The organism is Stenotrophomonas sp. YJH_SMC_127, from assembly GCF_059372445.1.
Map to the genome: position 1 here is coordinate 576,972 of NZ_JCAFVO010000001.1, position 24,899 is coordinate 601,870.

Genomic DNA, 24,899 nt, shown 5'->3' on the forward strand with positions numbered 1-24,899 from the left:
TTGCAGCGTCGAGCCCATGCTCGGCTCTGCAGTTCCGCAGCGCTAGTGCGCGAAGTAGTGCATGCCGCCGTCCACTGGAATCACCGCACCGGTGATGTAACCCGCCAGCGGCGAGGCCAGGAACGCCACCAGCGGCGCCACTTCCTCCGGTTCACCAAAGCGTCCGATCGGGATGTTGCGGGCAATGAACGCGCGTCTGCTTTCCTCGGTGGGGTGCAGGCGGTCCAGGATCTGCGCGCTGTTGATGCGCCCCGGTGCAATCGCGTTCACCGTGATGCCCTGCCCCGCCACCTCCGACGACAGGCCCTTGCTCCACAGGTGCAATGCCGCCTTCGCCGCGGTGGCCGCGTTCACCGCGCGCGGTTCCATCGAACCGCTGAAGTTGATCACCCGTCCCCATGCCTGCGCCTGCATGCCGGGCAACAGCGCCTGGGTCAGCCGTCGTGCGGCGGAGAAGTTCAGGGCGATCGCTTCCTCCCAGATATCGTCATCGGCATCGACCGTGGTCGGCCGGGAACCGCCTGCGGCATTGACCAGGATGTCGACACGCTGCAATGCCTCACGGGATGCGTCCGCGATGTACCGGAGGTCGCCGGCAACTGTGACATCGCCGGCCACGATGACCGGTGCGGCGCCGCCTTCGGCTTCGATCCGCGCCGCCAGCGCCTGCAGCGGTGCCCGCTGCCGCGACGTGATGGCAACGCGCACGCCCTGGGCCGCCAGCTGCCTGGCGACGGCGGCACCGATGCCGCTGGCCGCGCCCGTCACCAACGCGGTACGGCCAGCAAGGTTCAAGTCCATGGTGTTCTCCTGTCAGCGTGGCCGGCGAATCCGGTCCGTGCACGACATGCTGTTTGATCACCCCTGATTGATAAACTCCACGCAGGTTTCAGCATTCAACACCCGGGGTGTCAGATGAACCTGCTGGAGAGCATGCAGGTCTACGTGCTGATCGTGGACAAGGGCAGCCTCAGTGCGGCAGCCGCGGCGATGGATATCTCGGCAACGATGGCCGGCAAGCACCTGCGCGCATTGGAAGCCCGGCTGGGCATGCAGCTGTTGAGCCGTACCACCCGGCGCCAGCACATGACACCGTTCGGCGAGGACTACTACGCGCGCTGCAAGGAGATCCTGCGCCTGGTGGAGGAAACCGACGCGCAGGCGCAGCACCAGCAGCTCTCACCGGCGGGCACGCTGCGCATCAGCGCACCGGTGATCTTCGGTACACACGCGCTGGTACCGGCGCTGGCCGAGTACATGGCCCGTCATCCGGATGTCCGGGTCGAAGCCACGCTGACCGATCGTGTGGTCGACCTGGCCGAAGAGGGCTTCGAGGCGGCACTGCGCATCGGCACGCTGGCCGACAGCAGCGTGCTGGTGGCACGAGCACTGGCCCCCTATCGCTTGATGATGTGCGCCTCGCCGGCGTATCTGGCCACGCATGGCACGCCACGCAGCGTGCACGCACTTGCCGGCCATCAATGCCTGTCGTTCGAACCGAGTGCGCTTGCGCAGTGGCTGCAGGACGACGCTGGCGAGCTCGACCACGTGCCCGACGGCCGACTGCAGATCAACAATGGCGAAGCGCTGCGTTCGGCGGCGCTGCATGGCCTTGGCATCGTCCTGCAATCGACGCTGCTGCTGGCCGCCGATGTCGAGGCGGGGCGTCTGGTGCAGCTGTTCCCGGAATACGGTCAGGCCGGTCGGCCGATGCACGTGGTCTATGCGCACGACCGTTACCACTCCACCCGCCTGCGCAGCTTCCTCGACTTCCTGATGGAGCGCTTTCCAGCGGCGCCGCACGGCTAGCGCCGACCGTCAGGAAAGCGGTCGAGCCTGGCTCGACTCGACGCTACAAGTGGCCCATAAAAAAACCCCCTCCCCGCTGGGCAGCCAGGGAAGGGGGTTTCAGGATGCGGCTATCGGGAAGTACTTAGATCAGCGGCGCCGGGGTTGCCGGCAGAGCGACCGGAGCGGCCTTCTTCTTGCGGGCGGCCGGCTTGCGCTTGGCAACCTTCTTCGCTGCCTTCTTCGGGGCAGCCTTCTTGGTGGCCTTCTTCGCGGTCTTCTTCACTGCCTTCTTGGCGGTCTTCTTGACGGCCTTCTTGGCAGTGGCCTTCTTCGCGACCTTCTTGGCCGGCTTGCGGGCCGCGGCCTTCTTGGCAGTCTTCTTGGTGGCCTTCTTGGCAACCTTCTTGGTGGCCTTCTTGGCTACCTTCTTGGCAGCGGACTTCTTGGCTACCTTCTTCGCCGCCTTCTTCACTGCCTTCTTCGCAGTGGTCTTCTTGGCGACCTTCTTCGCAGCCTTCTTCACTGCCTTCTTGGCGGTTGCCTTCTTCGCGACCTTCTTCACTGCCTTCTTGGCAGCGGCCTTCTTCGCGACCTTCTTCACCGCTTTCTTGGCGGCGGGCTTCTTCTTCGCAGCTTTCTTGGTTGCCATGGGATGGCTCCTCGTCAGTGATAGGGAGTTGAAACGCCCAGTTGGATCAAACCCGCGGATGCTGCGTGCGGGGACCGCCGGCGCGTCAGGCGCGCCGTTACGGATGCGGCAATGCCCGCCTCGATCGGCGGAGCGGGCATCGGAACGGGAGTTGCCTTGCATTTCTCCGGGGGAAGCGGGGCCATGTCCACCGTCATCAGGGTCGCGGTGGTCTTGAAGGGGCTGCTTCGCATCGGACGATTGATTCTGCGCACTCGGTTGGGCAGGCAAGGTCTGCTGAGGCGAAACCTAATCACGGTTTTTTTTACTGTCAACAACCCCCGCGAAAAATTTTCACATCCGCGCCTTCCCGGGCGCCGCCGGCGCCACCACTCTGCACGGCCTGCAACGACGGTGGAAGCGGCGCGCACGCACGTTGCCTGCATCGATGCCAATGCAGGCGTTGATCAAAAAACACTTGAAATAAGCACTCCGCGTAGACAGGCGCAGGCAAGGCACAACGGCGTACGCGCATCGTCGGTGATCACCGGCACCGCCGCCAACGCCAGCACAACGGCGCCGCAACGGGGGCCGAAAAGTTTTCACATTCGAACGCTTCGGCGCGGGGCTGAAACGCGGATTTGCGCAAAACTGCGCACGCCCATCGGCACCGTTCGCCTGTCGGCTGATGCCACGCCGAGGGTGCACAGCGAACCCCGCGTCATGAGTCCGACGCGGTCGCCAAAACAAAAACGGCCACCCGAAGGTGGCCGTTCCAGAATCCGGAAACGACGACTCAGTGGTCGTCGTTCTCCAGGGCTTCGGCGTACGCGTCCGGGTCCAGCAGCTCGTTGACCTCTTCGGCGTTGGTCAGTTCGATCACGAACATCCAGCCTTCGCCGTAGGCATCTTCGTTGATGGTTTCCGGCTTGTCGGACAGGGCCGAGTTGACCTCGACGACCTTGCCGCTGATCGGGCTGTAGACGTCCGAGGCGGCCTTCACCGACTCGACGACGGCGATCTGTTCGCCGGCCTTGGCGTCGGCGCCGACTTCCGGCAGTTCGACGTAGACCAGGTCACCCAGCAGGCCCTGGGCGTGGTCGGAAATACCGACGGTGACGCGGCCATTGCCTTCGACACGGGCCCACTCATGGGACTTGAGGAACTTGAGGTCGCCGGGGATCTCGCTCATGGGACTGCTCCAGAGATATGCAGGGGTGGAAAAAACGGGGCTAGTGTAACCAACCGGCCGCCACTGCTGTCAGTGACGACCGGCACGTTCGGATCAGGCGTCGGCGAGCACGCCGGGCTGGGCCTGGCCTTCGCGCACGAACGGGAACTTGACCACGCGCACCGGCACCTGCCGGCCGCGGATGTCGACGGTGACCTCGCCGAGTTCACCGGCCGGCACGCGGGCGAAGGCGATGCCCTTGGCCAGGGTCGGCGAGAAGGTGCCGGACAGGATCTCGCCCTGGCCGCCAGCGGTGGTCACCGCCTGGCCGTGGCGCAGCACGCCCTTCTCGTCCATCACCAGGCCGATCATCTGGCGCGCGGTGCCGGCGGCCTTCTGCGCCTCCAGCACGTCGCGGCCGATGAAGTCGCGGCCTTCGTCCAGCGACACGGTCCAGGCCAGTGCCGCTTCATACGGGCTGATCTCTTCGTCCATGTCCTGGCCGTACAGGTTCATGCCGGCCTCCAGGCGCAGGGTGTCGCGCGCACCGAGGCCGGCCGGCTTCACGCCTGCCGCCAGCAGGCGGTTCCAGAAGGCGACCACGGCATCCTGCGGCAGCAGGATCTCGAAACCGTCTTCACCGGTGTAGCCGGTGCGGGCGACAAACAACTCGACGCTGTCGTCGGACTGCGCCTGCAGGGCGGCGAAGCGGCCCAGCTTGGTCAGTGCTGCACGGTCGGCTTCGCGGGCCAGGCCGATCACGATGTCGCGCGCCTGCGGGCCCTGCACGGCGAGGATGGCCAGGTCCGGGCGCTGCTCGACGGAAACACCGAACGGTGCCGCCTGCTCACGCAGCCAGGCCAGGTCCTTTTCGCGGGTGGAGGCATTGACCACCATGCGGAAGAAATCGTCGCCCAGGTAGTAGACGATCAGGTCGTCGATGACGCCGCCGCGCGGATTCAGCATGCACGAGTACAGGGCCTTGCCGGTCACCTTCAGTTTGTCGATCGAATTGGCCAGCAGGCGGCGCAGGAACGGCTTGACCTGGTCACCGCGCAGGTCGACCACGGTCATGTGACTGACGTCGAACACGCCGGCTTCGCGACGCACCAGGTGGTGTTCGTCCAGCTGCGAGCCGTAGTGGATGGGCATGTCCCAACCCCCGAAATCGACCATCTTGGCGCCAAGGGCGCGGTGGGTATCGTTGAGCAGCGTCTTCTGGGTCATGACCGGTCCGGCAGCAGAGGAAACAGGAATTCCCATTATCCCAGATCGGTCGCCCGCAGGCGTGCCGCAGCGCAGCGGTTCGTGGAAGCGGAAGCGCGGCCCGCCGCGCCCTTTCCCTTTCGGGCAAGGCAATGGCTGCGCTCCCCGCAACCGCCTGTTACAGGCGCACCCGCCCACGCAGGATGTCGACGAACATCACCCAGTCACCCATGAATGAATACAGCGGATGCCGGAAGGTGGCCGGGCGATTCTTCTCGAAGAAGAAGTGGCCGACCCAGGCGAATCCATAACCGCAGAACAGCGCGGCCAGCAGGAGCGTCGGCTGGCCGCGCAACACGGCAGCCGCAGCCAGCAGCAGCACCCCGCAGCTGCCGATGAAATGCAGGCGCCGCGAGACCGGGTGGCGGTGCTCGCTGAGATAGAACGGATAGAACTCGCGGAAGCTGGCGAAGCGCGACATGCGCGTGCTCCGGGGGCCAGGGGCGCCCCCATCATGCGCCATCGCGGACCTTGTTGCGCCGGGCCATGCCAGGCTCTACACCGAAGGCGTGCGCGGACCGAACATGATCACCGCCATGCCGGCCAGGCACAGGGCTGCACCGAACAGGTCCCAGCGGCTGGGGCGGATGCCGTCGACCAGCCACAACCAGAACAGCGCGGTGCCGATGTACACGCCACCGTAGGCGGCATAGACCCGTCCACTGGCAGTCGGGTGCAGAGTCAGCAGCCAGGCGAACAGGGCCAGGCTGGCCGCGGCCGGCAGCAGCAACCAGACGCTGCCTCCCTTGCGCAGCCACAACCATGGCAGGTAACAGCCGACGATCTCGGCTAGCGCGGTCAGCAGGAACAGGCCAAGCGTCTTCACGCTTTTTCTGCTGCCTTGGCGTGCTGCCACAGCGCTTCCTGCGCATCCAGGTCCAGTGCCGCCAACGCCTCCCCCTGCGCCTCGGCCTGCGCTTCCATCGCGCGGAAGCGCCGCTCGAACTTGTGGTTGGCCCCGCGCAGTGCGGCGCCCAGATCGATATCGGCGTGCCGGGCCAGGTTGGCGCAGACGAACAGCAGGTCGCCCAGTTCTTCCTGCAGGCGCGCCTTGTTGCCCGCGATATCGCCGCGCTCGAATTCCTCTCGCAGCTCCTGCAGCTCCTCGGCCGCCTTGTCCAGCACAGGCAGCGGGCCCGGCCAGTCGAAACCGACCCTGGCCGCGCGCGACTGGAGCTTCACGGCGCGCTGCCATTCCGGCAGGCCACGCGAGATACCGGCCAGTGCGGAGGTGTCCTGCTCGCCCTTGGCGGCACGCTCGGCGCGCTTGATCGCGTCCCAGTTGCGCATCACTCCGTCGGCATCGTCGACGCTGACATCGGCAAACACATGCGGGTGACGGCGCTGCATCTTGTCGCTGATCGCACGTGCGACATCGGCGAAGGCAAATGCTCCCTGCTCCTCGGCCATGCGTGAGTGGAACACCACCTGCAGCAGCAGGTCGCCGAGCTCGTCGCAGAGATCGTCGAGGTCGCCGCGGTCGATCGCATCGGCCACCTCGTAGGCTTCCTCGATGGTGTACGGGGCAATGGTCGAGAAGTCCTGCTCCAGGTCCCATGGGCAACCTCCCTGCGGGTCGCGCAGGCGCGCCATGATGACCAGCAGGCGTTCCAGTTGATGGCTTGCCTCGCTGCCGGTGGCAGGGGTGTCGTGCGCGCTCATGCGGCCTCCAGGTTCAGTCGGACAACCAGTCGCGCCACGGCAGGCTGGTATCACCAAGGGCAATGAAATCGCCGTTCAACAGCGTTTCGCGGCGGTTGTAGCGGAACGGCTTGCCGGTCGCGGCCGACAGCACCGCGCCACCCGCCGCATGCAGCACGCACTGGCCGGCGGCGGTATCCCATTCAGAGGTCGGGCCGAGCCGCGGATAGACATCCAGGCCGCCTTCGGCGATCCGGCAGAATTTCAGCGACGATCCCTGCGCGATGGTCTCGATGCGGCCCATGCGCGCCAGCAGCGCCTCGGTTTCCGGCGAACGGTGCGATCGGCTGGCGGCGACGCGCAGCGGAGCAGTGGCCGGCGTGCGGGTGCGCAGCACGGTGTCGTGCAGACCCTGCCGCCGATAGGCCAGTTCCCCGCGCATGGCATGCCAGACAATGCCGGTGACCGGCGCCAGCACCACGCCGAATGCCGGTGCGCCCTGGTAGATCAAGGCAATGTTGACGCTGAACTCACCGTTGCGCTTGACGAACTCGCGGGTGCCGTCGAGCGGGTCCACCAGCCAGTAGGCGCCCCAGTGGCGGCGCTGCTCCCAGCCCACCTGCGCCGATTCCTCGGACAGGATCGGCAGGTCCGGGGTCAGCTGGCGCAGGCCCAGTTCAATGACTTGGTTGGCGGCCAGGTCAGCTGCGGTGACCGGGCTGTTGTCGTCCTTGATCTGCACGTCGAAGCCATCGGCATACACCTGCATGATGGCCTGTCCGGCTTCCTGGGCGATGGCGATGGCGGTCTCGCGCAGGTCCGTCGTCAGCTTGATCATCGCGTTCCCTGCAGCCACTGGCGGGCAATGAACAGCGCCGCCAGCGAGCGTCCCTCTGAGAAGTCCTCGCGCAGCATCAGCTGGTCCAGTTCGGCCAGCTTCCACGGCACCACTTCCAGCTCCTCCGGCTCGTCGCCGGCCAGTTTTTCCGGGTACAGGTCGCGCGCCACCACCAGCCACGACTGGTGGCTCATGTAGGTCGGGGCCAGGGTCACTGCGCGCAGCACGTCGACCCGGCGCGCACCATAACCGGCCTCTTCCTTCAGTTCGCGGTCGGCCGCCTGCTCGGGCGTCTCGCCGGCATCGATCCGGCCCTTCACCAGCCCCAGTTCGTAACGGTGCATGCCAGCGGCGTATTCACGTACCAGCAGCACGGTCTCGTCGTCGAGCATCGGCACCACCACCACCGCACCGTGCCCACGGCTGACCAGGCGCTCGAAGCGGCGGCGTTCGCCGTTGGAGAACTCCAGGTCCAGGTGCTGGCGCTGGAAGGGGCCGTTCTCCTCATCGGTGATCCGATGGATGATCGGCAAGCGACGGCCGGCACGGTCATCGTTCATGCGGAATCTCCGCGGCGACCGGCGGCTGCGCCGGGGCCGATAGAATGTGCAGGCAGCAACATGTTCATGAGCCCGAAATGCTAGCAGACCCAACCCCCTCCCCGCTGGCCCGCCACTGGCGGCAGCGCGACCTGCAGGTGCTGTGGCACCCGTGCACGCAGATGCGTGAGCATCCGGACACCCTGCCGCTGGTACCGATTGCCCGTGGCGAAGGCGCATGGCTGATCGACCACGACGGCAACCGCTATCTGGACGCGGTCAGCAGCTGGTGGACCAATCTGTTCGGTCATGCCGAACCGCGCATCGGGGGTGCCATCGCTGCCCAGGCCGGGCAGCTGGAACAGGTGATGCTCGCCGGTTTCGGCCACGAGCCGGCGATCACCCTGGCCGAACGCCTGCTGGCACTGGCGCCACGCCAGGCCGGCCGCGAACCGCTGGCCAAGGTGTTCTACGCCGACAACGGGTCCGCCGGCGTGGAAGTGGCGCTGAAGATGGCCTTCCAGTACTTCCAGAACCGCGGAGAGCCCCGGCGCACGCGCTTCATCGCGCTCGAGAACGGCTACCACGGCGAAACCCTGGGCGCGCTGGCGCTGGGTGACATTCCGCTGTACCGCCGCGTCTATGCGCCGCTGCTGGCCGAGGGCCTGTTCGCGCCGTCGCCCGATGCCTACCTGGCCGAACCGGGCCAGAGCGCGGCCGATCGCGCACGGCAGGCGGCCGATGGCCTGGCCACGCTGTTCGACCAGCACCCGGGCGAGGTCTGCGCGGTGATCCTGGAACCGCGCCTGCAGTGTGCCGGCGGCATGCGCATGCATGACCCGGTCTACCTGCAGCGCGTGCGCGAACTGTGCGATGCCCATGGCGCGTTCATGATCGCCGACGAGATCGCCACCGGCTTCGGCCGCACCGGCACCCTGTTCGCCTGCGAGCAGGCCGGGGTGATGCCGGACCTGATGTGCCTGTCCAAGGGCCTGACCGGCGGCTTCCTGCCACTGGCCGCCGTACTGGCGACGCAGGCGCTGTATGACGCCTTCCTCGACGACTCGCGCGAGCGCGCCTTCCTGCATTCGCACAGTTACACCGGCAACCCGCTGGCCTGCGCCGCGGCGCTGGCGACGCTGGACATCTTCCGCGACGACGATGTGATCGCGCGCAACCGGGGCATCGCCTCGGTGATGGGCACGCTGGCGGCACCGTTTGCCGACCACCCGCACGTGGCCGACGTGCGCCAGGCCGGCATGGTGGTGGCGTTCGAGCTGTCGCGCGACGGCAACAAGCGCACGCCGTTCGACCCGGGCCTGCGGCTGGGCCTGCAGGCCTACAAGGCCGCCCTCAAGCGCGGCGTGGTGCTGCGCCCGCTGGGCGACGTGCTGTACTGGATGCCACCCTACTGCGTGGACGACGAACAACTGGAGCTGCTGGCGCACACTACGCTGGCGGCCATCGACGAGGCGATTGCATGCGCGTGACCCGCTGCCCCATCGACCTGGCGCTGCACAGCGGCCAGACCGTGACCCTGCCGGAAGAGACCGCCAACCACCTGGTGCGGGTGATGCGCCTGCGCGAAGGCGATACCTGCGTGCTGTTCAACGGCGATGGCCACGACTACAGCGCGACGCTGACCGTGGCCGGCAAGCGCGAGGTGCAGGTCCGCATCGACGCCGTGCAGGCCATCGACAATGAGTCCCCGCTGGCGATCACCCTGCTGCAGGGCATCGCCCGTGGCGAGAAGATGGACCTGATCCTGCAGAAGGCCACCGAGCTGGGCGTGGCCGCGATCATTCCGGTCAACGCCGAGCGCACCGAGGTGAAGCTGGACGCGGCACGGGCCGAGAAGCGCGTGGCGCACTGGAACAACGTGGTGACCTCGGCCTGCGGCCAGTCCGGGCGCGCGCGCATTCCGCCGGTAGGTTCGCCGCTGTCGCTGGCGCAGGCTGCGGCGGCGCTGCCAGCCGATTCGCTGCGGCTGACCCTGGATCCGCAGGGAGCACATCGCCTGTCGACGCTGGAAGCCGCTCCCGCTGGCGGCATCGTGATTGCAATCGGCCCGGAAGGCGGCTGGTCGCCACGCGACCGCGATCAACTGGCCGCAGCAGGATTCCAGGGGCTGCAACTGGGGCCGCGGATCCTGCGCACGGAAACGGCCGGACTGGCCGCGATCGCGGCGTTGCAGGCGCGGTTGGGCGATCTGGGGTAAGGCTTCGTGGTAGTGCCGGCCGCTGGCCGGCATCCACGGGATCATGAGGTTGCCGGCCAGCGGCCGGCACTACCGGGAACCCGACCGGCGGATTGCCGATCAGGCCGCCAGCGGATGTCGACGCTGGAAGCCGCTCCCGCTGGCGGCATCGTGATTGCAATCGGCAGGATTCCAGGGGCTGCAACTGGGGCCGCGGATCCTGCGCACGGAAACGGCCGGACTGGCCGCGATCGCGGCGTTGCAGGCGCGCTTGGGCGATCTGGGGTAAGGCTGATTCGTGGTAGTGCCGGCCGCTGGCCGGCATCCACGGGATCATGGGGCTGCCGGCCAGCGGCCGGCACTACCGGGAACCCGAACGGCGGATTGCCGATCAGGCCGCCAGCGGATGTCGACGCTGGAAGCCGCTCCCGCTGGCGGCATCGTGATTGCAATCGGCGGGATTCCAGGGGCTGCAACTGGGGCCGCAGATCCTGCGCACGGAAACGGCCGGGCTGGCCGCGATCGCGGCGTTGCAGGCGCGGTTGGGCGATCTGGGGTAAGGCTTCGTGGTAGTGCCGGCCGCTGGCCGGCATCCACGGGATCATGAGGTTGCCGGCCAGCGGCCGGCACTACCAGCTACCCGACCGGCGGATTGCCGATCAGGCCGCCAGCGAATCCAGCGCCGCTTCCAGTGCATCCAGGTTCGGCAGCAGCGCGCTCTGCTCACCCAGCAGCACGCGCATGTGCACGATCTGCGGCAGGGTTTCTTCGGAGGCGTCGGCCAGCAGGCCGTCGCGCGGCACCGAGATCAGCTGCGGGAAGTTCTGCGTCAGCAGCGCGTAGTACGGGCGCTGCGCGTTGCCGCTGAGGGACTTCAGTACCACCACCTTGTTGTGGCCGGCCACCGTCTCTTCGCCCAGCCCGGAAAGGCGTGCGAACGACACCAGCGGCACCTGCCAGCCGTGCCAGCCGATCTCGCCAACCAGCCAGCGCGGCGCATCGGAGACCGGCTGCACCGGTACGCGCGACATCATTTCGGCCACGGTGGCATTGGGCAGCAGTACGCGCTCGTTGCCGGCCTGGATCAGGACGCCGCGGATTTCGTCGTTGCTGGCGTAGCTCATGGTGCCTCTCCGTTGTCGTCCTGCTCACCCCAGCGCGCGGCAATTGCCTGCGCCAGCTCCTGCGGTTCACCGGCCACCATGCCGGCAGCAACCACGGCGGTGGCCGCAGCCGGGTCGTAGCAGCCCTCGCCTACCTGCCCGGCCACCCACGCACCGGCGGCCGCCAGGTCCAGCGCCGGGCCGACATGGGCCAGGTCGGCACCGCTGAGCAGCACCAGCGCGGTGTGTGCGGCCGGCAATGCAGCGAGCGAAATACCGGTGGCATCGCTCTGGAAATGCAGGCCATCGCTGGCCGCGCGCACGCCGATATCATCGGCCAGCACGTGGACCTCGCCCGGCGCGGCGCGCTGGCCGGCCTCGGCCAGCTGCACCGGCAACGGCGAAACACGCGACATCTGCTTGACCAGGTTGCCGTAGCGGCCACCGTCCAGGCGCATGTGCACCAGGACCGGCACGCTCAACGACGCGGGCAGTGCGCCGAGCAGGCGACGCAACGCATCCGGGCCACCGATGCCGGCCAGCACCAGCACTGATGCGGCGCGCGCACCGGCCGGGGCGGCGGCATCCAGATCGACCAGGGTCAAATGATCGGTATCGAAGGAGGGCTGCGGCGCGGCGGCCGGCGCCGCCACTTCTGCCGGTGCCGGCGCTTCGATCGATTCCTCGACCAGCGACCAGGCGGTGTGATCGAAGGAGATCGGCGGTGCCGCAGGCGCCGCCGGTTCGGCCGGCGCTTGCGGCGGCGAAGGCGGATCCCGTGGTTCGGGCACGTCCGGCTGCAGTGCCGCCAGGGCCTGCTCCAGCGCGATCGGTTCGTGCAGGTGTGCCGGCGGCGAGTACAGACCGTCGGCCGGAACGTCATCGGCCCAGCTCAGCGCCTGCGCCAGATGCGGCTGCAGGGCTTCTTCCTGCGGCGCCGGCGCGGGCGCCGGATGGCCGGGCTCCAGCTGCAGGCTGGGCTCTTCCTCGGCACCCGGCGGCAACACCTGCTGGTGGCCGTGCAGCTTGGCGGCCAGATGGCGCCCCCAACGCTGCGCCTCCCAGCCGTCGCGGCGCGCGGCCAGCTCGGCCTCATCGAACACCAGGGTCAGCCCCGGTGCCGAGAGCACGGCGTCCAGCCGTTCCAGTGCGTCCTCGATGGCCGTTTCCAGCGCGATCACCACGAACTGCGGATCCGCAGCCTGCAGGACCTGTGGCTCCAGGCCGTTCGGGTCATCTTCCAGGACCAGCTGCACATCTGCGTGCGACAGCGCCTCGCGCAGGCGTTCGCGCGCCGCACCGGGGCGGGCCAGCAGGGCGACGGCCGGGGCCGGATGGGTTTCACTCACGGACACGGGCGATCCCCAGCAGGTCGTACACGTTACGCATCAGGTCCAGTTCCTGGTACGGCTTGCCCAGATAACGCTGGACACCGATCTCGAAGGCGCGCTGGCGGTGCTTGTCGCCGCTGCGCGAGGTGATCATCACGATCGGCACATCCTTGTAGCGCGGGTCGGCGCGCATCGCCGTGGCCAGCTCGTAGCCGTCCATGCGCGGCATCTCGATATCCAGCAGCATCAGGTCCGGCACGCGCTCTTCCAGCCGCTCCAGTGCTTCCACGCCGTCACGGGCAACACTGACTTCGAAGTTGTGGCGTTCCAGGATGCGTCCGGTCACTTTGCGCATGGTCAGCGAGTCATCGACCACCATCACCAGCGGCACCTGGCGTTCGTCGCGCGGTGCATTGGCCAGCACCGGTGCGGTCGGATTGGCGAGGAAACGGCGCACCAGCGGCGCGACGTCCAGGATCACCACCACGCGGCCATCGCCGGTGATGGTGGCACCGTAGATGCCCGGTACCGATGCGATCTGCAGGCCGACCGGCTTGACCACGATTTCGCGGTTGCCCAGCACCTGGTCGATCGCCACGGCAGCGCGCAGGTCACCGGCACGCACCAGCAGCAGCGGCACCTGGTCCTGGCCATCGGCGCGTGCCGGGGCCTGCCCGACCAGGCTGCCGAGGTCATACAGCGGATAGTCTTCGCCGCTGTAGCGGTAGCTGCTGTCGGCGGCCTCGAAGCGTTCGCGTGACAGGCGGCCGATACCACTGACCGAGGCCACCGGCACGGCGAAGGTGGTTTCACCGATCTGCACGAACACCGCCTGGGTGACGGCCAGCGTCTGCGGCAGGCGCAAGGTGAAGCGCACGCCCTGGCCACGCACCGACTGGATGTCGACCGAGCCGCCGAGCTGGCGCACTTCGTTGCGCACCACGTCCATGCCCACGCCACGACCCGCCAGCTGGCTGACCTGGTCGGCGGTGGAGAAACCGGAGGCGAAGATCAGGTTGTCCAGTTCCTGCTCGCTGGGCTGCGCATCGGCGGCCAACAGGCCACGATCGATGGCGCGGCGGCGGATCGCTTCGCGGTCCAGGCCAGCACCGTCATCGGCCACTTCCAGCACGATTTCCGAGCCTTCACGGTGCAGGCGGATGGCGACTTCGCCCTCCTCCGGCTTGCCGGCGGCGCGACGCTGTTCCGGCGCCTCCAGGCCGTGGGCCACGGAGTTGCGCAGCATGTGTTCGAGCGGCGCGACCATGCGATCGAGGACATTGCGGTCCAGTTCGCCGTGGGTGCCCTCCAGGGTCAGGTGCACCTGCTTGCCGGTATCCATTCCGGACTGGCGGACCACGCGGCGCAGGCGCGGCACCAGGCCATCGAACGGCACCATGCGCGCGCGCATCAGGCCATCCTGCAGCTCGGAGCTGACGCGCGACTGCTGTTGCAGCAACGAATCGTACTGGCGTGACAGATCGTCGAGCACGCCCTGCAGGCCCCCGAGATCGGCCGCCGACTCGTTCAGTGCACGGCTGAGCTGCTGCAGCGTGGAGAAGCGGTCCAGTTCCAGCGGATCGAACTTCTGATCGGCCTGGTCCTGCTCACGCTGGTAGCGGGCGACGATCTGCGCCTCGGTTTCCAGGTCGAGTCGGCGCAGCTGGTCGCGCAGTCGCGCATTGGTGCGCTCCAGCTCGCCCATCGCGCCGCGGAAGGCACCAAGCTGCTGTTCCAGGCGCGAGCGGTAGATCGCCACTTCACCGGCATGGTTGACCAGGCGGTCGAGCAGATCCGCGCGCACGCGCACCTGTTCCTGCTGCGGGCGCGCCAGCGGATCTTCATCGATCACGCCTTCAGCCGGCAGCGGTGCCGACAACGGCGCATCGAGCAGCGCCGGCGCCGGGCCGGCGACCGCTGCCGACGCGGTTTCTGCAACGCTCGCCACGTCCGCTGCGCCTGCGGCAGCCGCTGCTGCTGCGGCAATATCGGTGGTGGTACGCACTTCGAACGCATCGACCAGATCCTGCGCCGGTTCCACCACGCGGTGGTTACCGGTGCGGGTCAGCAGCTGGTGCAGGCGATCGAATCCGCGCTCCAGCAACTGCACATCGCGGCGTTCGATCTCGGTGCGACCGGCGGCGACCGCCTCCAGCAACGATTCGATGCTGTGGCCGAGATCACCGATGGCGTTGATGCCGGCCATGCGTGCGCCACCCTTCAGGGTGTGCAGGTCACGCTGCAGGCCGGCCAGCACCTCGCGGTCCTGCGGTGCATCACGCAGCTCGCTGATCAGGCCATCGCAGTGGTCGAGCAGGTCCTTGCCTTCCTCGACGAAGATGTCGACCAGCTCGCGATCGTAGACGCTGAAGTCGAGCGTATCGGTGCTGTCTTCCGGCACCGGCATGGCAAGGATGTCAGGTGTCACGGTTTCAGGCACGTCGGCTTCGGGCGCGCTGGCTGCCACGGCATCCGATACCGCAACCGCATCGACATCGGCAGCTTCGGCGTGGACCTCCGCCTGGCCCGGCGCGTCTTCCAGTTCGAAGAAGCGAACCGGTTCGGCGGTGGCCTGCGCTGCGGCCTCCGCGATCTCCTCATTCACCGTCGCCGGGGACGGCTGATCGGCGCTCTCTCCTTCACCGATCGCCGCCTCCCCGCCGACGTCCGCGTCCTCGGCAAAGGCTTCCGCCTCGCCCGGCGCGAGTTCGCTGGCCTGCAGGCCGAGCACGGGCCATTGCCCGTCGTCGGCCAGGGGCTGCTCTTCGTCGATCACGTGCAGGCCGGCCTCGAGCGCGGCTTCCAGCGAGACCGGTTCTGCAAACCCCGGCGCAGCCATTTCATCCTGCAGGCTCGACAGCTCGCTGTCGAGTGGCAGTGCAGCAGGCATTTCGAACGCCGTGGCATCAGCGACCTGCGCGTGATCGGCCGGGGGCGTATTCAGGTCAGATGCGACGGCTTCGACAGCGGCCGGAGTCTCTTCGGCGTCGCGGTCGTCAACCGGCAGCGCACTGGCATCCAGGTACGGCGACAGATCATCCACGACGGTCAAACCGGCATCGTCGGACAACCGCAGCACGCCTTCGGCCTCCGCCTCGACACCGGCTACGGCAACGGCTGGAACGTCGTCGGCCACCTGGATCGATTCGACCACCGGCAGCGACGCATCCTCCTCACCCGGTACGGACGGCCATCCGGCATCGAAGTAGCGCGAAAGATCATCGCTGGCCGTCAGCTCACCGACCTCCAGCCCGGCCTCGATCGCCACGTCGGCGACCGGGGCTTCGGCAGTATCGGCACGTGCTTCCGCGTCCTGCTCCGGTGCGGCAAACGAATGCGGCACCGCATCGGATTCAGGCGCGACGGCTGTCGATGCATCCGCGTCCAGTTCCACCGGCGGTTCGTCATCCAGCGCCAGATCGTCTTCTTCGTCTTCCAGGCCCACCATCGGCCAGCGCGCTTCCGGCAACGCGCCAGCCAGCGCCTGCAGGCGCTGCGCGAGTACCTGTTGCGGCGCGATGCGCGGCTGTTCGGCCTGCAACGCTTCCATGGTGGCGGTGATCGCCTGCGCAGTCGCATCCAGGGCGGCTACGCCTTCATCACCCGGGACCACCTCGGCGGCCAGTGCGCGCTTGATGTAGGACTCCGCGCCGCCGGTCACCGCCGTGATCTCGGGCACTTCGGTCATCGCGAAGGCGCCGTTCATGGTGTGCACCGCGCGCAGCAGTGCATCGCTGACCGGTTGCGGCGCCTGCTGCGCCGAACGCAGCCAGTCCTGCAGGGTGGCCTGGTGGACTTCCACCTCGGCCTCGAGAATCTCGCGCAGCACGCTGTCGATGTTGGCCGGCGTACCGGCCACTTCGGCCTCCACGTCGGTATCGGCCGGCGCCGAGGCGGCAGCCTCCACATCGAGAATGCGGCTGATCTCGTCTTCGCCGTCAGCTTCAGCAACCGGTACAACCGGCGCAGCCGCACCCGGCAGCGGTACGTAGTAGGTTTCCTCGCCTGCGCCGACACGATCGGCAATGGCCTGCATGGCCTGCAGGTCGACGCTGATGCGCTGGCCGTGGCGCAGCGCTGCGTTCAGCTGTGGCAGCGCCGCATGTGCGTTGTCGACCATCGCCAGCACCGCCGGCGAGGCGGCGCGGCTGCCATCCAGCACGCGGTTGAGCATGCCTTCGATCTTCCACGCGAACTCGCCCAGCGTACGTGCGCCAACCAGGCGGCCACTGCCCTTGAGGGTATGGAAGATGCGGCGGATCGGGCGCAGCCGGTCCATGTTGTCCGGCTGCATGCGCCACGCCGGCAGCAGCGTGCCCAGATTGGCGAGCTCGTCGTCGAACTCTTCCAGGAACACCTCGCGGATGTCCTCGTCGATGTTCTCGGCGTCGTCGTCGAAGCCGGCGTCGAAGCCCGTAGTCGCATCGGCATTGGCGTCGGCGCCGGTCGCAACGACCGCTTCCGGTGCCGCCGCGGTGGGCATCGCCTGCGGATTGAAGCCGGCAGCGGCTGCACTCAGCTCGGCGAAGAACTGGGCATCGGCTTCGCTGAAATCGATCGGCGCGATGGTGTCGATATCGATCACCGACACGGCCGGCGCCGACGTTTCCGCTGCCGGGGCGGGCGCTTCGATCGACGGCGGCGTGATCGACGATGCCGGCAGGTCATCCGGAGCCTCGTCCACCCTGACCTCCGCCGCAGGCGATGCATCGGCCAGCGGCGGTGCCACGGCATCGACGATCTCCAGCGACGGATGCAACCCGGCGTCATCGTCCAGCGACAACGTTTCCATCGCATGCAGCGACAGCACATCGTCAGCGTTGTCCAATGCATCGGCGTCGAAGCGGAACACCACGTCGTCGGCCTCGGCAACCGCGCCCTGTTCGGCCGCTACCGGATCGAACACCGGCCCAGCATCGAATCCGGTCACGGGCGAAACCACGCTGTCCGTCATCTTGTCGATCGCAGGCGCTGCGCTTTCCTCAAGCACCTGCGGCGCCTCGGACAGCGACCACTGCGGTGCATCGGCGTGATCGCTGTCGGCCAGTTCGAAGCTGACGGGATCGAAACTGGCGAACGTCGGCGCGCGTTCGTCGCCGGCGGGTGCGGCCGCCTCGGCTTCGGGGTAGAACGGCGCCAGCTCCCACTGCGGGACATCAGGCGCAGGTGCGCTGGACGCGGCGAAGACCAGCGATGCCTCGGCATCAGCCTGTGTTGGCAGCGGCGAGGCGCCAGCATCCAACGGGCTGGCGGCCACGACGCCCGCGGTGCCCAGCGCGCCGAACATCAGGCTGTTGTCGGGCACCCTCGGTGCCGGTGTGGCCGGCGGCGGATCGAAGGTGAAGTCCGGCAGCGATACCGGCACGTCGCCGGCCGCGGGCGCAGCAGGCTGCACCGGTACCTCGATGCGCTCGGGCTGCAGCGGCTCGACCTGCACCGGCAGCGGCTCACGTTCGATCGCAAGCGCTGCCGGCGCTTCCGGTGCGGCGGCGTTGCGTTCGGGCAGCGGCCAGTAGCGCAGTGCCTCGAGGCTGCTGCGGGTGATTTCGAGGATGTCTTCGCGGCCCGGGCGACGATCGCGCAGGGCTTCCAGGTAGTACTCCAGGCTGGCCATGGCATCGGCCAGGGTGTCCAGCTGGCGGCCGCTGGGCACGCGCTGGCGGCCGATCAGCTCGGCCTCGATGTACTGCTGCACGCCACGCAGGTAATCGGCGGCGGTACCCAGGTCGAGCATGCGCAGCGCGCCGGACACATCGCCCAGCAGGCGCGGTACATCCTGCAGCTCGGCATGGTTCCAGCTGGTTTCGATGAAGGCGACGAAATGCTCGCGGGCGGCAGCGAAGTTGGCGATGGCTTCATGGGCCAGCACTTCCACCGTGCGCCGGTTCTCCACCGCGCTCGGATCGTCCTCGCCACTGCCGCCGGCGCCCAGATGGGCAACCTGGTCGTCCAGCGAGGCATCGACGTACAGCAGCGCACCGGCGATATCCAGCAGCAGGTTCTCGTCGATCTGCTGGCGCCCCTCGACCACGCCACGCAGCGCGTCGCGCTGCTGCACGACCACGCCGCGGGCCACGCCCAGGCCCATCATGCCCAGCGTGTCGGCCACGGCGCCCAGTTCGTTGGCCTGGGTCTGCAACTGTTCCGGTGCACCGCCGGTGCGCAGGTGCAGGTCAAGCGCATCCTTGATGCGCAGCAGTTCTTCCTTCACTGCGCTGCCGACGGTATCGAGCAGCTCGCGGTTGCGCCCGCTCAGGCTGCCCCGGGCATGGTCCAGTTCGGCCTCGGTGGCGGTGATGCTGTCCGGCGCAAAGGCCAGCAGCACGCTGTCGTTGACGCCTTCTTCGCCACGCGACGCGCGGATCTCGTTGAGCAGCGGCATCAGCACGATCGGAATGTCGCGATGGCCGTTCTGCAGGCGCTCCAGATAGTCCGGCAGCAGCACGCTGCCACGCATCAGGGTCGCACAGGCTTCATCCCGGTCGGCCACCTGGCCGGCGCCGATGGCATTGGCCAGCTGCTCCAGCTCTTCGGCCACCATCGCCGGGGCATACAGTTCAACCATGCGCAGGGTGCCCTGCACCTGGTGCAGGTAGCCGGCGCAGATGCGCATGCGGCTGGCATCACTCGGGTCTTCCGCGTAGTACTCGACCTCGTTGCGCACCTGGCGCAGGGTCTCGTCCAGCTCGGGCTTGACCCAGCCCAGCGCTGCGTGGCTCATCGCATCGCGCAGACTGCTCATGGACGCGCTCCGTTCGCCGCCGCGCGATGGCCGCGCGGATTCTGGCGTGGGGAATGGAAATGCTTCATCGACTGGTTCCTTGCTCGCCGCCCTGCCCGCGTCACGCCGGCAGCTTGAAGTCGGCGACCGAACGGCGCAGGTCCGCCGCCAGCTGCGCGAGGTGGCCGATCGACTCTGCGGTCTGCCCGGCACCCTGCGAGGTCTGGCCGGTGATCTGCCGGATCACGCCCATGGTGCGGGTGATGTCCGAGGCCGCGGCCGACTGCTGCTGGGCGGCGATGGAGATGTTCTTGATGAGGGTATTGAGGGCGTTGGACACGCGCTCGATCTCGGTCAGCGCGGTACCGGCGTCCTCGGCCAGGCGCGCACCGGACACCACTTCGGCCGTGGTCTGCTCCATCGAGGTGACCGCTTCGTTGGTATCGGCCTGAATGGCCTGCACCAGGTTTTCGATGCGTCGGGTCGCACCCGAGGTACGTTCTGCCAGGCGCTGCACTTCGTCGGCCACGACCGCGAAACCGCGGCCCGCTTCACCCGCCGACGCCGCCTGCACCGCCGCGTTCAGCGCCAGGATGTTGGTCTGCTCGGAAATGTCATTGATCAGTTCCACGATCGAGCCGATTTCCTGCGACGACTCGCCCAGGCGCTTGATGCGCTTGGAGGTTTCCTGGATCTGGTCGCGGATCTGGTCCATGCCCTGGATGGTCTCGCGCACCACGCCGGCGCCTTCGGCGGCGATCACCACCGAGCGCTGTGCCACGTCGGCCGACTCGGCCGAGTTGCGCGACACCTGCTCGATGCTCGCTGCGATTTCACCGATGCGGTCCGAGGCGGAGGTGATCTGGTTGGCCTGGTGGCCCGCCGCCTCTGCCAGCTGCATCGCGGTGGCCTGGGTTTCCTGGGTGGACATCGCGACCTTGGCCGAGGTGTCGTTGATGGTGGTCACCAGGTGGCGCAGCTCGTCCACCGCATAGTTGATCGCGTCGGCGATCGCGCCGGTCATGTCCTCGGTCACCGAGGCCTTCACCGTCAGGTCACCCTCACCGAGCGAGGAGATTTCGTCCAGCAGCCGCATGATCGCCTGCTGGTTGCGGCTGTTGAATTCCACCTGGGTTTGGTAACGCAGTTCCTGCTCGCGCGAGCGGCTGCGCACGTTGGTGGAGACGAAGCCGATGATCGCGATCAGCGACAGCGCGCCGGACACCACGCCGATCCAGAAGTTCGGGAACAGGCGGGTGTCGGACACCGAGCCGAACGAGGAGAACGCATCGAACAGCTTGCGGCTGTCGTCCAGCATGTGTGCCGAGCCCTGGCCCAGCGCGGTGGCGGCGGACTGCGCCGCGAACAGCTGGCGCGAGCTGGCCAGGATCGCGTCGGCGTCCTGCTTCATCGCTTCCCACTTCTGCTGCGACTGCTCCAGTGCGGCCACGGCGGCAGCACCGCGCACGGCGGTGATGCCCAGTTCCTCGTTGCCGTTGCGCAGGCCGTCGAGCACCTGCGAGAACACGGTGATGTCACGCGCCAGCGCATCCCCGGAGGTCGCTGCGGCGCTGCCACCGGCACGCATTTCGGTCACCCGACGGGCCATCGAACCGGCCACCACGACCTGCTGCAGTGCGCTGTACACCTGCGACGAGGGGGCGCCGGAGGCGGACATCGCGCGCACCAGCTCGTTCAGCTGGGCCTGCAGGCCCGGTACCGCGCCGGTGAAGTTGTTGGCATTGCCGGCCAGCGCCAGCACCGCCGGCTCGCTGGCCACCAGCTGCCCGGCCTGCTTGCCCAGCGGCGCCCAGGTTTCGCCCAGGGTGGCGATGGCGCCGGACACGCCCGGCTCCTTGCCATAGCGGCCCTGCAGCGTCGACACGTTCTGTTCGATCGCGTTGCGGGTGGCCTTGAAGGCGGTGAAGGCCTGGGCGTTGCCGCCGACCGCGTCACGTCCCTGGTTGGCCAGCTGCTGCGACAGCACCTGCAGGTCGGCGGCCTTGGAGCCGGCGTCGGCAAGGCGGCTGCCCTGCCAGGTGGCGACGCCGGTGTTGACGCCGAACAGGATCATCGATGCCAGCAGCAGGAACAGCCAGAGGTTGCTGCCGCCCAGCCGCAGCTTGCCGGTCTTGGTGGCGTCCGAAGCAGTACTCATCGTTCAACCTCGATCTTCAATGCAGGGGGCGATGCCCGGCCTCAGGCCGCGGCTTGCCGGAATTCAGGGGTGCGCGACAGCAGCGAGAGCGAGAACACGCCCCAGTCATGGCCGTCGGCATGGAAGGCACGGTCAACGAAATGGCCGTAGCGGCCTTCGGCCAACGTGCCCGCGTCGATCTGCTGGTCCAGCTCGAAGCTGCGCTGGCCGAACAGTTCATCGATGGTCAGTGCGACGTCGCCGCCAGCCTGGCGCATGATCAGCACGCGCTGGCCTTCCTGCTGCACGGTGCGCATGCCTTCCAGGAAGTACTTCAGGTCGACCACCGGGAACAGGTTGCCACGCAGGTTGCCCACGCCCAGCAGCCAGGGCTGCGCGCAGGGCACCGGGGTCACCGGCGGCATCGGCACGATTTCCACCACTTCGCGGAAATCGGACACCAGCCGGCGCTGGCCGACGCGGTAACCGACGCCACGCCACAGGTCCTGGGCGAACTGCCGCCCGGGCAGCTGCACTGCATGGGCCAGGCTGCGTCGTTCGTAGGCTTCAAGGATGTCGAAGGGCGAGCGCATCAGGCCACCAGTTCGTTGATCCGCGCGATCAGTTCATCCTCGCGCGGCGGCTTGACGATGTAATCGGCTGCGCCCTGGCGCAGGCCCCAGGCCTTGTCGGTTTCCATCGCCTTGGTGCTGACGATGATCACCGGGATGTGCTTGATCGCCGCATCGCGGGCCATCGCCCGGGTGGCCTGGAACCCGCTCATGCCGGGCAGGACCACGTCCATCAGCACCAGCTGCGGCACCTGGTCGCGGACCAGCTGCAGGCCATCCTCGGCGTTGTCCGCTTCCAGCACCTCGTGGCCGGCACGGCGCAGCCACTGGGTGAACACCGCGCGGTCGGTCGGTGAATCCTCGATCAGGACGATACGAGCCATTGTGCCTTTCCCCCCTGGTCAGGCGTTGACGTATGTGCGGATGGCACCCAGCAGTTCTTCGCGCGTGAAAGGCTTGGTCAGGTATTGCTCCGAGCCGACGATGCGCCCCCGCGCCTTGTCGAACAGACCATCCTTGGACGACAGCATGATCACCGGGGTCGCCTTGAACAGCTGGTTGCCCTTGATCAGCGCACAGGTCTGGTAGCCATCCAGGCGCGGCATCATGATGTCGACGAAGATGATCTGCGGCTGCTGGTCTGCGATCTTGGCAAGCGCTTCGAAGCCGTCGGTGGCGGTGACCACCTCGCAGCCTTCGCGCTTGAGCAGCGTTTCCGCAGTCCTGCGGATGGTCTTCGAATCATCGATGACCATCACCCGGAGTCCTGCGAGTTCCCCGCCCGCAGTCGTGTTTTCAGTCATTGCCTATCCCCAAGCGCACGGCCCAATCTCTGGCGGGAGCCGCTGCGAAAGCGTATCTATATCGCACTTCCCGCGCCCGCTTCAAGGCCGGCCTGCCGCGCAGGGGGTAGCACCGGGCTGAACGTGACCGGGTTCGCAATGACTGCGCTGCCGGCAGGCGGACGCTGCGTTGCACTACGGCGGGGAGGCGCACGGCCGGCGTTGCCGCTACCATCAACGCCTTGCCTGACAGGTGCGCCCATGCCGTTGAACGTCATCGTGGTGATGGACCCCATCGCCCACATCAAGATCGCCAAGGACACCACCTTCGCCATGTTGCTGGAAGCCCAGCGCCGTGGCCATGCCCTGCACTACGTGCGGCCCGGCGGGCTGGCCCTGGAAGGTGGCGTGGCGGTGGCCCAGACCGCACCGCTGCAGGTGCGCGACGACCCGGCCGGCTGGTATGAGCTGGGCGCGTTCAGCCGTACCGCGTTCGGTCCCGGCCAGATCGTGCTGATGCGCAAGGACCCGCCCGTCGACGCCGAGTACATCTATGACACGCAGGTGCTGGACGTGGCTGCCGCTGCCGGCGCCTGCGTGGTCAACAACCCGCAGGGCCTGCGCGACTACAACGAGAAGCTGGCCGCCCTGCTGTTCCCGCAGTGCTGCCCGCCGACCCTGGTCAGCCGCGATGCCAAGGCATTGAAGGCCTTCGCGCTGGAGCACGGCCAGGCCGTGCTGAAGCCGCTGGATGGGATGGGCGGCCGCTCGATCTTCCGCAGCGGCCAGGGCGATCCGAACCTGAACGTGATCCTGGAAACCCTGACCGACGGCGGCCGCAAGCTGGCGCTGGCCCAGAAGTTCATTCCCGACATCACGGCCGGCGACAAGCGCATCCTGCTGGTCGACGGCGAACCGGTCGACTACTGCCTGGCGCGCATTCCCCAGGGTGACGAGTTCCGCGGCAACCTGGCGGCTGGCGGCCGTGGCGAAGGGCGCCCGCTGAGCGAGCGTGACCGCTGGATCGCCGGCCAGGTTGGCCCGGAGATGAAGCGCCGTGGCATGCGCTTCGTCGGCCTGGACGTGATCGGCGATTACCTGACCGAGGTCAACGTGACCAGCCCGACCTGCGTGCGCGAGCTCGACGCGCAGTACGGCCTGAACATCGCCGGCACCCTGTTCGACGCGCTCGAGGCCGGCCTGCGCTGATGGCGGCCGCACCTGCCGTCCTGCCCCCGCCGGCGCGCGAAGCGCAACGGCTGGGCGCGACCATCGCGCTGTCGATCGTGGTCCACGCCCTGCTGATCCTGGGCGTGGGTTTTGCGGTGAAAGGCGACGCACCACTGGTGCCGACGCTGGAGGTGATCTTCAGCCAGACCCGCACCGCACTGACCCCGAAGCAGGCCGATTTCCTTGCCGCCGCCAGCCAGGAAGGTGGCGGCGAGCACGACCGTGCGCAGCGCCCGCGCGACAACCAGGCCGGCATCGTTCCGCAGGCCCAGGCGGGGCTGAGCCCGGTGCCGCAACAGCAGCAATCGGCCGCGCCGGCGCCCCCGCCGCAGGCGCGGGTGGTCAGCAGCCGCAACGGCGAAGAGGCAGTGGCCCAGGCGCAGGCACGCCCGACACCGGAGCAGCCCGAACCGGATGCACCGCTGACCGCGCGCGAACAGCGCGACGCCGAGATGGCACGGCTGGCGGCCGAGGTGCACCTGCGCTCGGCGCAGTACGCCAAGCGCCCGAACCGCAAGTTCGTGTCGGCCAGCACGCGCGAATATGCCTACGCCAATTACCTGCGCGCCTGGGTCGACCGCGCCGAGCGCGTCGGCAACCTGAATTACCCGGACGAGGCCCGGCAGCGCCGGCTCGGCGGCCAGGTGGTGATCAGCGTGGGCGTGCGCCGCGATGGCAGCGTGGAAAGCAGCCGGATCCTGCGTTCAAGCGGGACGCCGTTGCTGGATGAGGCGGCGCTGCGGGTGGTGCAGCTTGCGCAGCCATTCCCGCCGCTGCCGAAGACCGAGGACGAGATCGACATCCTGCAGGTCACCCGCACCTGGGTGTTCCTGCCGGGTGGCACCCTGCACGACGACCGGTAGGGGTTTGTTGCCCGGGCCTGCGGCCCGGGACCCGCTGGAAGCAAAGTCAAAGTCAACATCAACAGCAGCGGTCGGGATATTGGGTTTGG

General features: G+C 67.9%; 21 protein-coding genes and 2 pseudogenes. 7 read left to right on the forward strand and 16 right to left on the reverse strand.

The window, feature by feature from the left end; all coding sequences use genetic code 11:
* Positions 1 to 42: 42 nt before the first annotated feature.
* Positions 43 to 801: an SDR family NAD(P)-dependent oxidoreductase gene (locus AC5QAB_RS02605; RefSeq protein WP_069116271.1), complete on the reverse strand. Its 759-nt coding sequence runs from the start codon at positions 799 to 801 to the stop codon at positions 43 to 45.
* Positions 802 to 915: 114 nt separating this feature from the next.
* Between AC5QAB_RS02605 and AC5QAB_RS02610 the strand changes: the two genes are divergently transcribed.
* The gene (locus AC5QAB_RS02610; protein WP_069116273.1) at positions 916 to 1,809 is read left to right on the forward strand and encodes a LysR family transcriptional regulator; all 894 of its coding nucleotides are present in this window, start codon (positions 916 to 918) and stop codon (positions 1,807 to 1,809) included.
* Positions 1,810 to 1,933: 124 nt separating this feature from the next.
* Here the strand turns inward: AC5QAB_RS02610 and AC5QAB_RS02615 are convergent, their stop codons facing one another.
* The 8 genes from AC5QAB_RS02615 to nudE all read right to left on the reverse strand — a co-directional run bounded on the left by AC5QAB_RS02615 (position 1,934) and on the right by nudE (position 7,895).
* Positions 1,934 to 2,440, reverse strand: a complete 507-nt coding sequence (locus AC5QAB_RS02615) for a hypothetical protein (RefSeq protein ID WP_049405613.1) — start codon at positions 2,438 to 2,440, stop codon at positions 1,934 to 1,936.
* 775 nt (positions 2,441 to 3,215) lie between these two features.
* On the reverse strand, positions 3,216 to 3,611 hold the full coding sequence (gene gcvH / locus AC5QAB_RS02620; protein WP_014648082.1) for a glycine cleavage system protein GcvH: 396 nt from the start codon (positions 3,609 to 3,611) through the stop codon (positions 3,216 to 3,218).
* Between the two features lie 93 nt (positions 3,612 to 3,704).
* Complete coding sequence (gene gcvT / locus AC5QAB_RS02625) at positions 3,705 to 4,817, reverse strand: glycine cleavage system aminomethyltransferase GcvT (protein ID WP_032959101.1); 1,113 nt, start codon at positions 4,815 to 4,817, stop codon at positions 3,705 to 3,707.
* A 157-nt stretch (positions 4,818 to 4,974) separates the two neighbouring features.
* On the reverse strand, positions 4,975 to 5,277 hold the full coding sequence (locus AC5QAB_RS02630) for an Mpo1-like protein (RefSeq protein WP_014648084.1): 303 nt from the start codon (positions 5,275 to 5,277) through the stop codon (positions 4,975 to 4,977).
* A 75-nt stretch (positions 5,278 to 5,352) separates the two neighbouring features.
* Positions 5,353 to 5,682: a YnfA family protein gene (locus tag AC5QAB_RS02635; protein ID WP_164111296.1), complete on the reverse strand. Its 330-nt coding sequence runs from the start codon at positions 5,680 to 5,682 to the stop codon at positions 5,353 to 5,355.
* Positions 5,679 to 6,518, reverse strand: a complete 840-nt coding sequence (gene mazG, locus AC5QAB_RS02640; RefSeq protein ID WP_262217070.1) for a nucleoside triphosphate pyrophosphohydrolase — start codon at positions 6,516 to 6,518, stop codon at positions 5,679 to 5,681. Before mazG ends, AC5QAB_RS02635 begins: the two co-directional genes overlap by 4 nt.
* A gap of 13 nt (positions 6,519 to 6,531) precedes the next feature.
* Positions 6,532 to 7,335 (reverse strand): 3'(2'),5'-bisphosphate nucleotidase CysQ, encoded by an 804-nt coding sequence (cysQ, locus tag AC5QAB_RS02645; protein WP_014038179.1) that lies wholly within the window; start codon positions 7,333 to 7,335, stop codon positions 6,532 to 6,534.
* Entirely contained in the window at positions 7,332 to 7,895 is a 564-nt protein-coding gene (gene nudE / locus AC5QAB_RS02650; protein ID WP_495233138.1) for an ADP compounds hydrolase NudE, read from the reverse strand. Before nudE ends, cysQ begins: the two co-directional genes overlap by 4 nt.
* Before the next feature lie 77 nt (positions 7,896 to 7,972).
* Between nudE and bioA the strand changes: the two genes are divergently transcribed.
* The 4 genes and pseudogenes from bioA to AC5QAB_RS02670 all read left to right on the forward strand — a co-directional run.
* Positions 7,973 to 9,364 carry an adenosylmethionine--8-amino-7-oxononanoate transaminase gene (gene bioA / locus AC5QAB_RS02655; RefSeq protein ID WP_032959099.1) on the forward strand — a complete coding sequence of 464 codons (1,392 nt, stop codon included), beginning with the start codon at positions 7,973 to 7,975 and terminating at the stop codon, positions 9,362 to 9,364.
* Entirely contained in the window at positions 9,355 to 10,092 is a 738-nt protein-coding gene (locus AC5QAB_RS02660) for a 16S rRNA (uracil(1498)-N(3))-methyltransferase (protein WP_032959098.1), read from the forward strand. Before bioA ends, AC5QAB_RS02660 begins: the two co-directional genes overlap by 10 nt.
* 154 nt (positions 10,093 to 10,246) lie before the next feature.
* A pseudogene (locus tag AC5QAB_RS02665) lies at positions 10,247 to 10,360 on the forward strand (16S rRNA (uracil(1498)-N(3))-methyltransferase); the annotation flags it as partial.
* A gap of 157 nt (positions 10,361 to 10,517) precedes the next feature.
* Positions 10,518 to 10,631: pseudogene (locus AC5QAB_RS02670) on the forward strand (16S rRNA (uracil(1498)-N(3))-methyltransferase); the annotation flags it as partial.
* Positions 10,632 to 10,730: 99 nt separating this feature from the next.
* Here AC5QAB_RS02670 and AC5QAB_RS02675 read toward each other — a convergent pair.
* From AC5QAB_RS02675 to pilG, 7 genes are all read right to left on the reverse strand, one after another.
* Positions 10,731 to 11,195, reverse strand: coding sequence for a chemotaxis protein CheW (locus AC5QAB_RS02675; protein ID WP_014648089.1), 465 nt, complete (start codon positions 11,193 to 11,195; stop codon positions 10,731 to 10,733).
* Positions 11,192 to 12,529 carry a chemotaxis protein CheB gene (locus AC5QAB_RS02680; protein ID WP_495233139.1) on the reverse strand — a complete coding sequence of 446 codons (1,338 nt, stop codon included), beginning with the start codon at positions 12,527 to 12,529 and terminating at the stop codon, positions 11,192 to 11,194. The genes AC5QAB_RS02675 and AC5QAB_RS02680 overlap by 4 nt, the downstream gene beginning before the upstream one ends.
* Positions 12,516 to 19,247: an Hpt domain-containing protein gene (locus tag AC5QAB_RS02685; RefSeq protein WP_495233140.1), complete on the reverse strand. Its 6,732-nt coding sequence runs from the start codon at positions 19,245 to 19,247 to the stop codon at positions 12,516 to 12,518. Before AC5QAB_RS02685 ends, AC5QAB_RS02680 begins: the two co-directional genes overlap by 14 nt.
* 100 nt (positions 19,248 to 19,347) lie before the next feature.
* Complete coding sequence (locus AC5QAB_RS02690) at positions 19,348 to 21,384, reverse strand: methyl-accepting chemotaxis protein (RefSeq protein WP_014038185.1); 2,037 nt, start codon at positions 21,382 to 21,384, stop codon at positions 19,348 to 19,350.
* 41 nt (positions 21,385 to 21,425) lie between these two features.
* Positions 21,426 to 21,956, reverse strand: coding sequence for a chemotaxis protein CheW (locus tag AC5QAB_RS02695; RefSeq protein WP_495233141.1), 531 nt, complete (start codon positions 21,954 to 21,956; stop codon positions 21,426 to 21,428).
* Positions 21,956 to 22,318 carry a response regulator gene (locus AC5QAB_RS02700; protein WP_005410717.1) on the reverse strand — a complete coding sequence of 121 codons (363 nt, stop codon included), beginning with the start codon at positions 22,316 to 22,318 and terminating at the stop codon, positions 21,956 to 21,958. Before AC5QAB_RS02700 ends, AC5QAB_RS02695 begins: the two co-directional genes overlap by 1 nt.
* Before the next feature lie 18 nt (positions 22,319 to 22,336).
* Positions 22,337 to 22,738, reverse strand: coding sequence for a twitching motility response regulator PilG (pilG, locus tag AC5QAB_RS02705; RefSeq protein WP_005418455.1), 402 nt, complete (start codon positions 22,736 to 22,738; stop codon positions 22,337 to 22,339).
* A 240-nt stretch (positions 22,739 to 22,978) separates the two neighbouring features.
* On the opposite strand from pilG, the gene gshB reads away from it, so the two are divergent.
* Positions 22,979 to 23,926, forward strand: coding sequence for a glutathione synthase (gshB, locus tag AC5QAB_RS02710; protein ID WP_032959093.1), 948 nt, complete (start codon positions 22,979 to 22,981; stop codon positions 23,924 to 23,926).
* Positions 23,926 to 24,810, forward strand: coding sequence for an energy transducer TonB family protein (locus AC5QAB_RS02715; RefSeq protein WP_014648095.1), 885 nt, complete (start codon positions 23,926 to 23,928; stop codon positions 24,808 to 24,810). Before gshB ends, AC5QAB_RS02715 begins: the two co-directional genes overlap by 1 nt.
* Positions 24,811 to 24,899 lie beyond the last annotated feature (89 nt).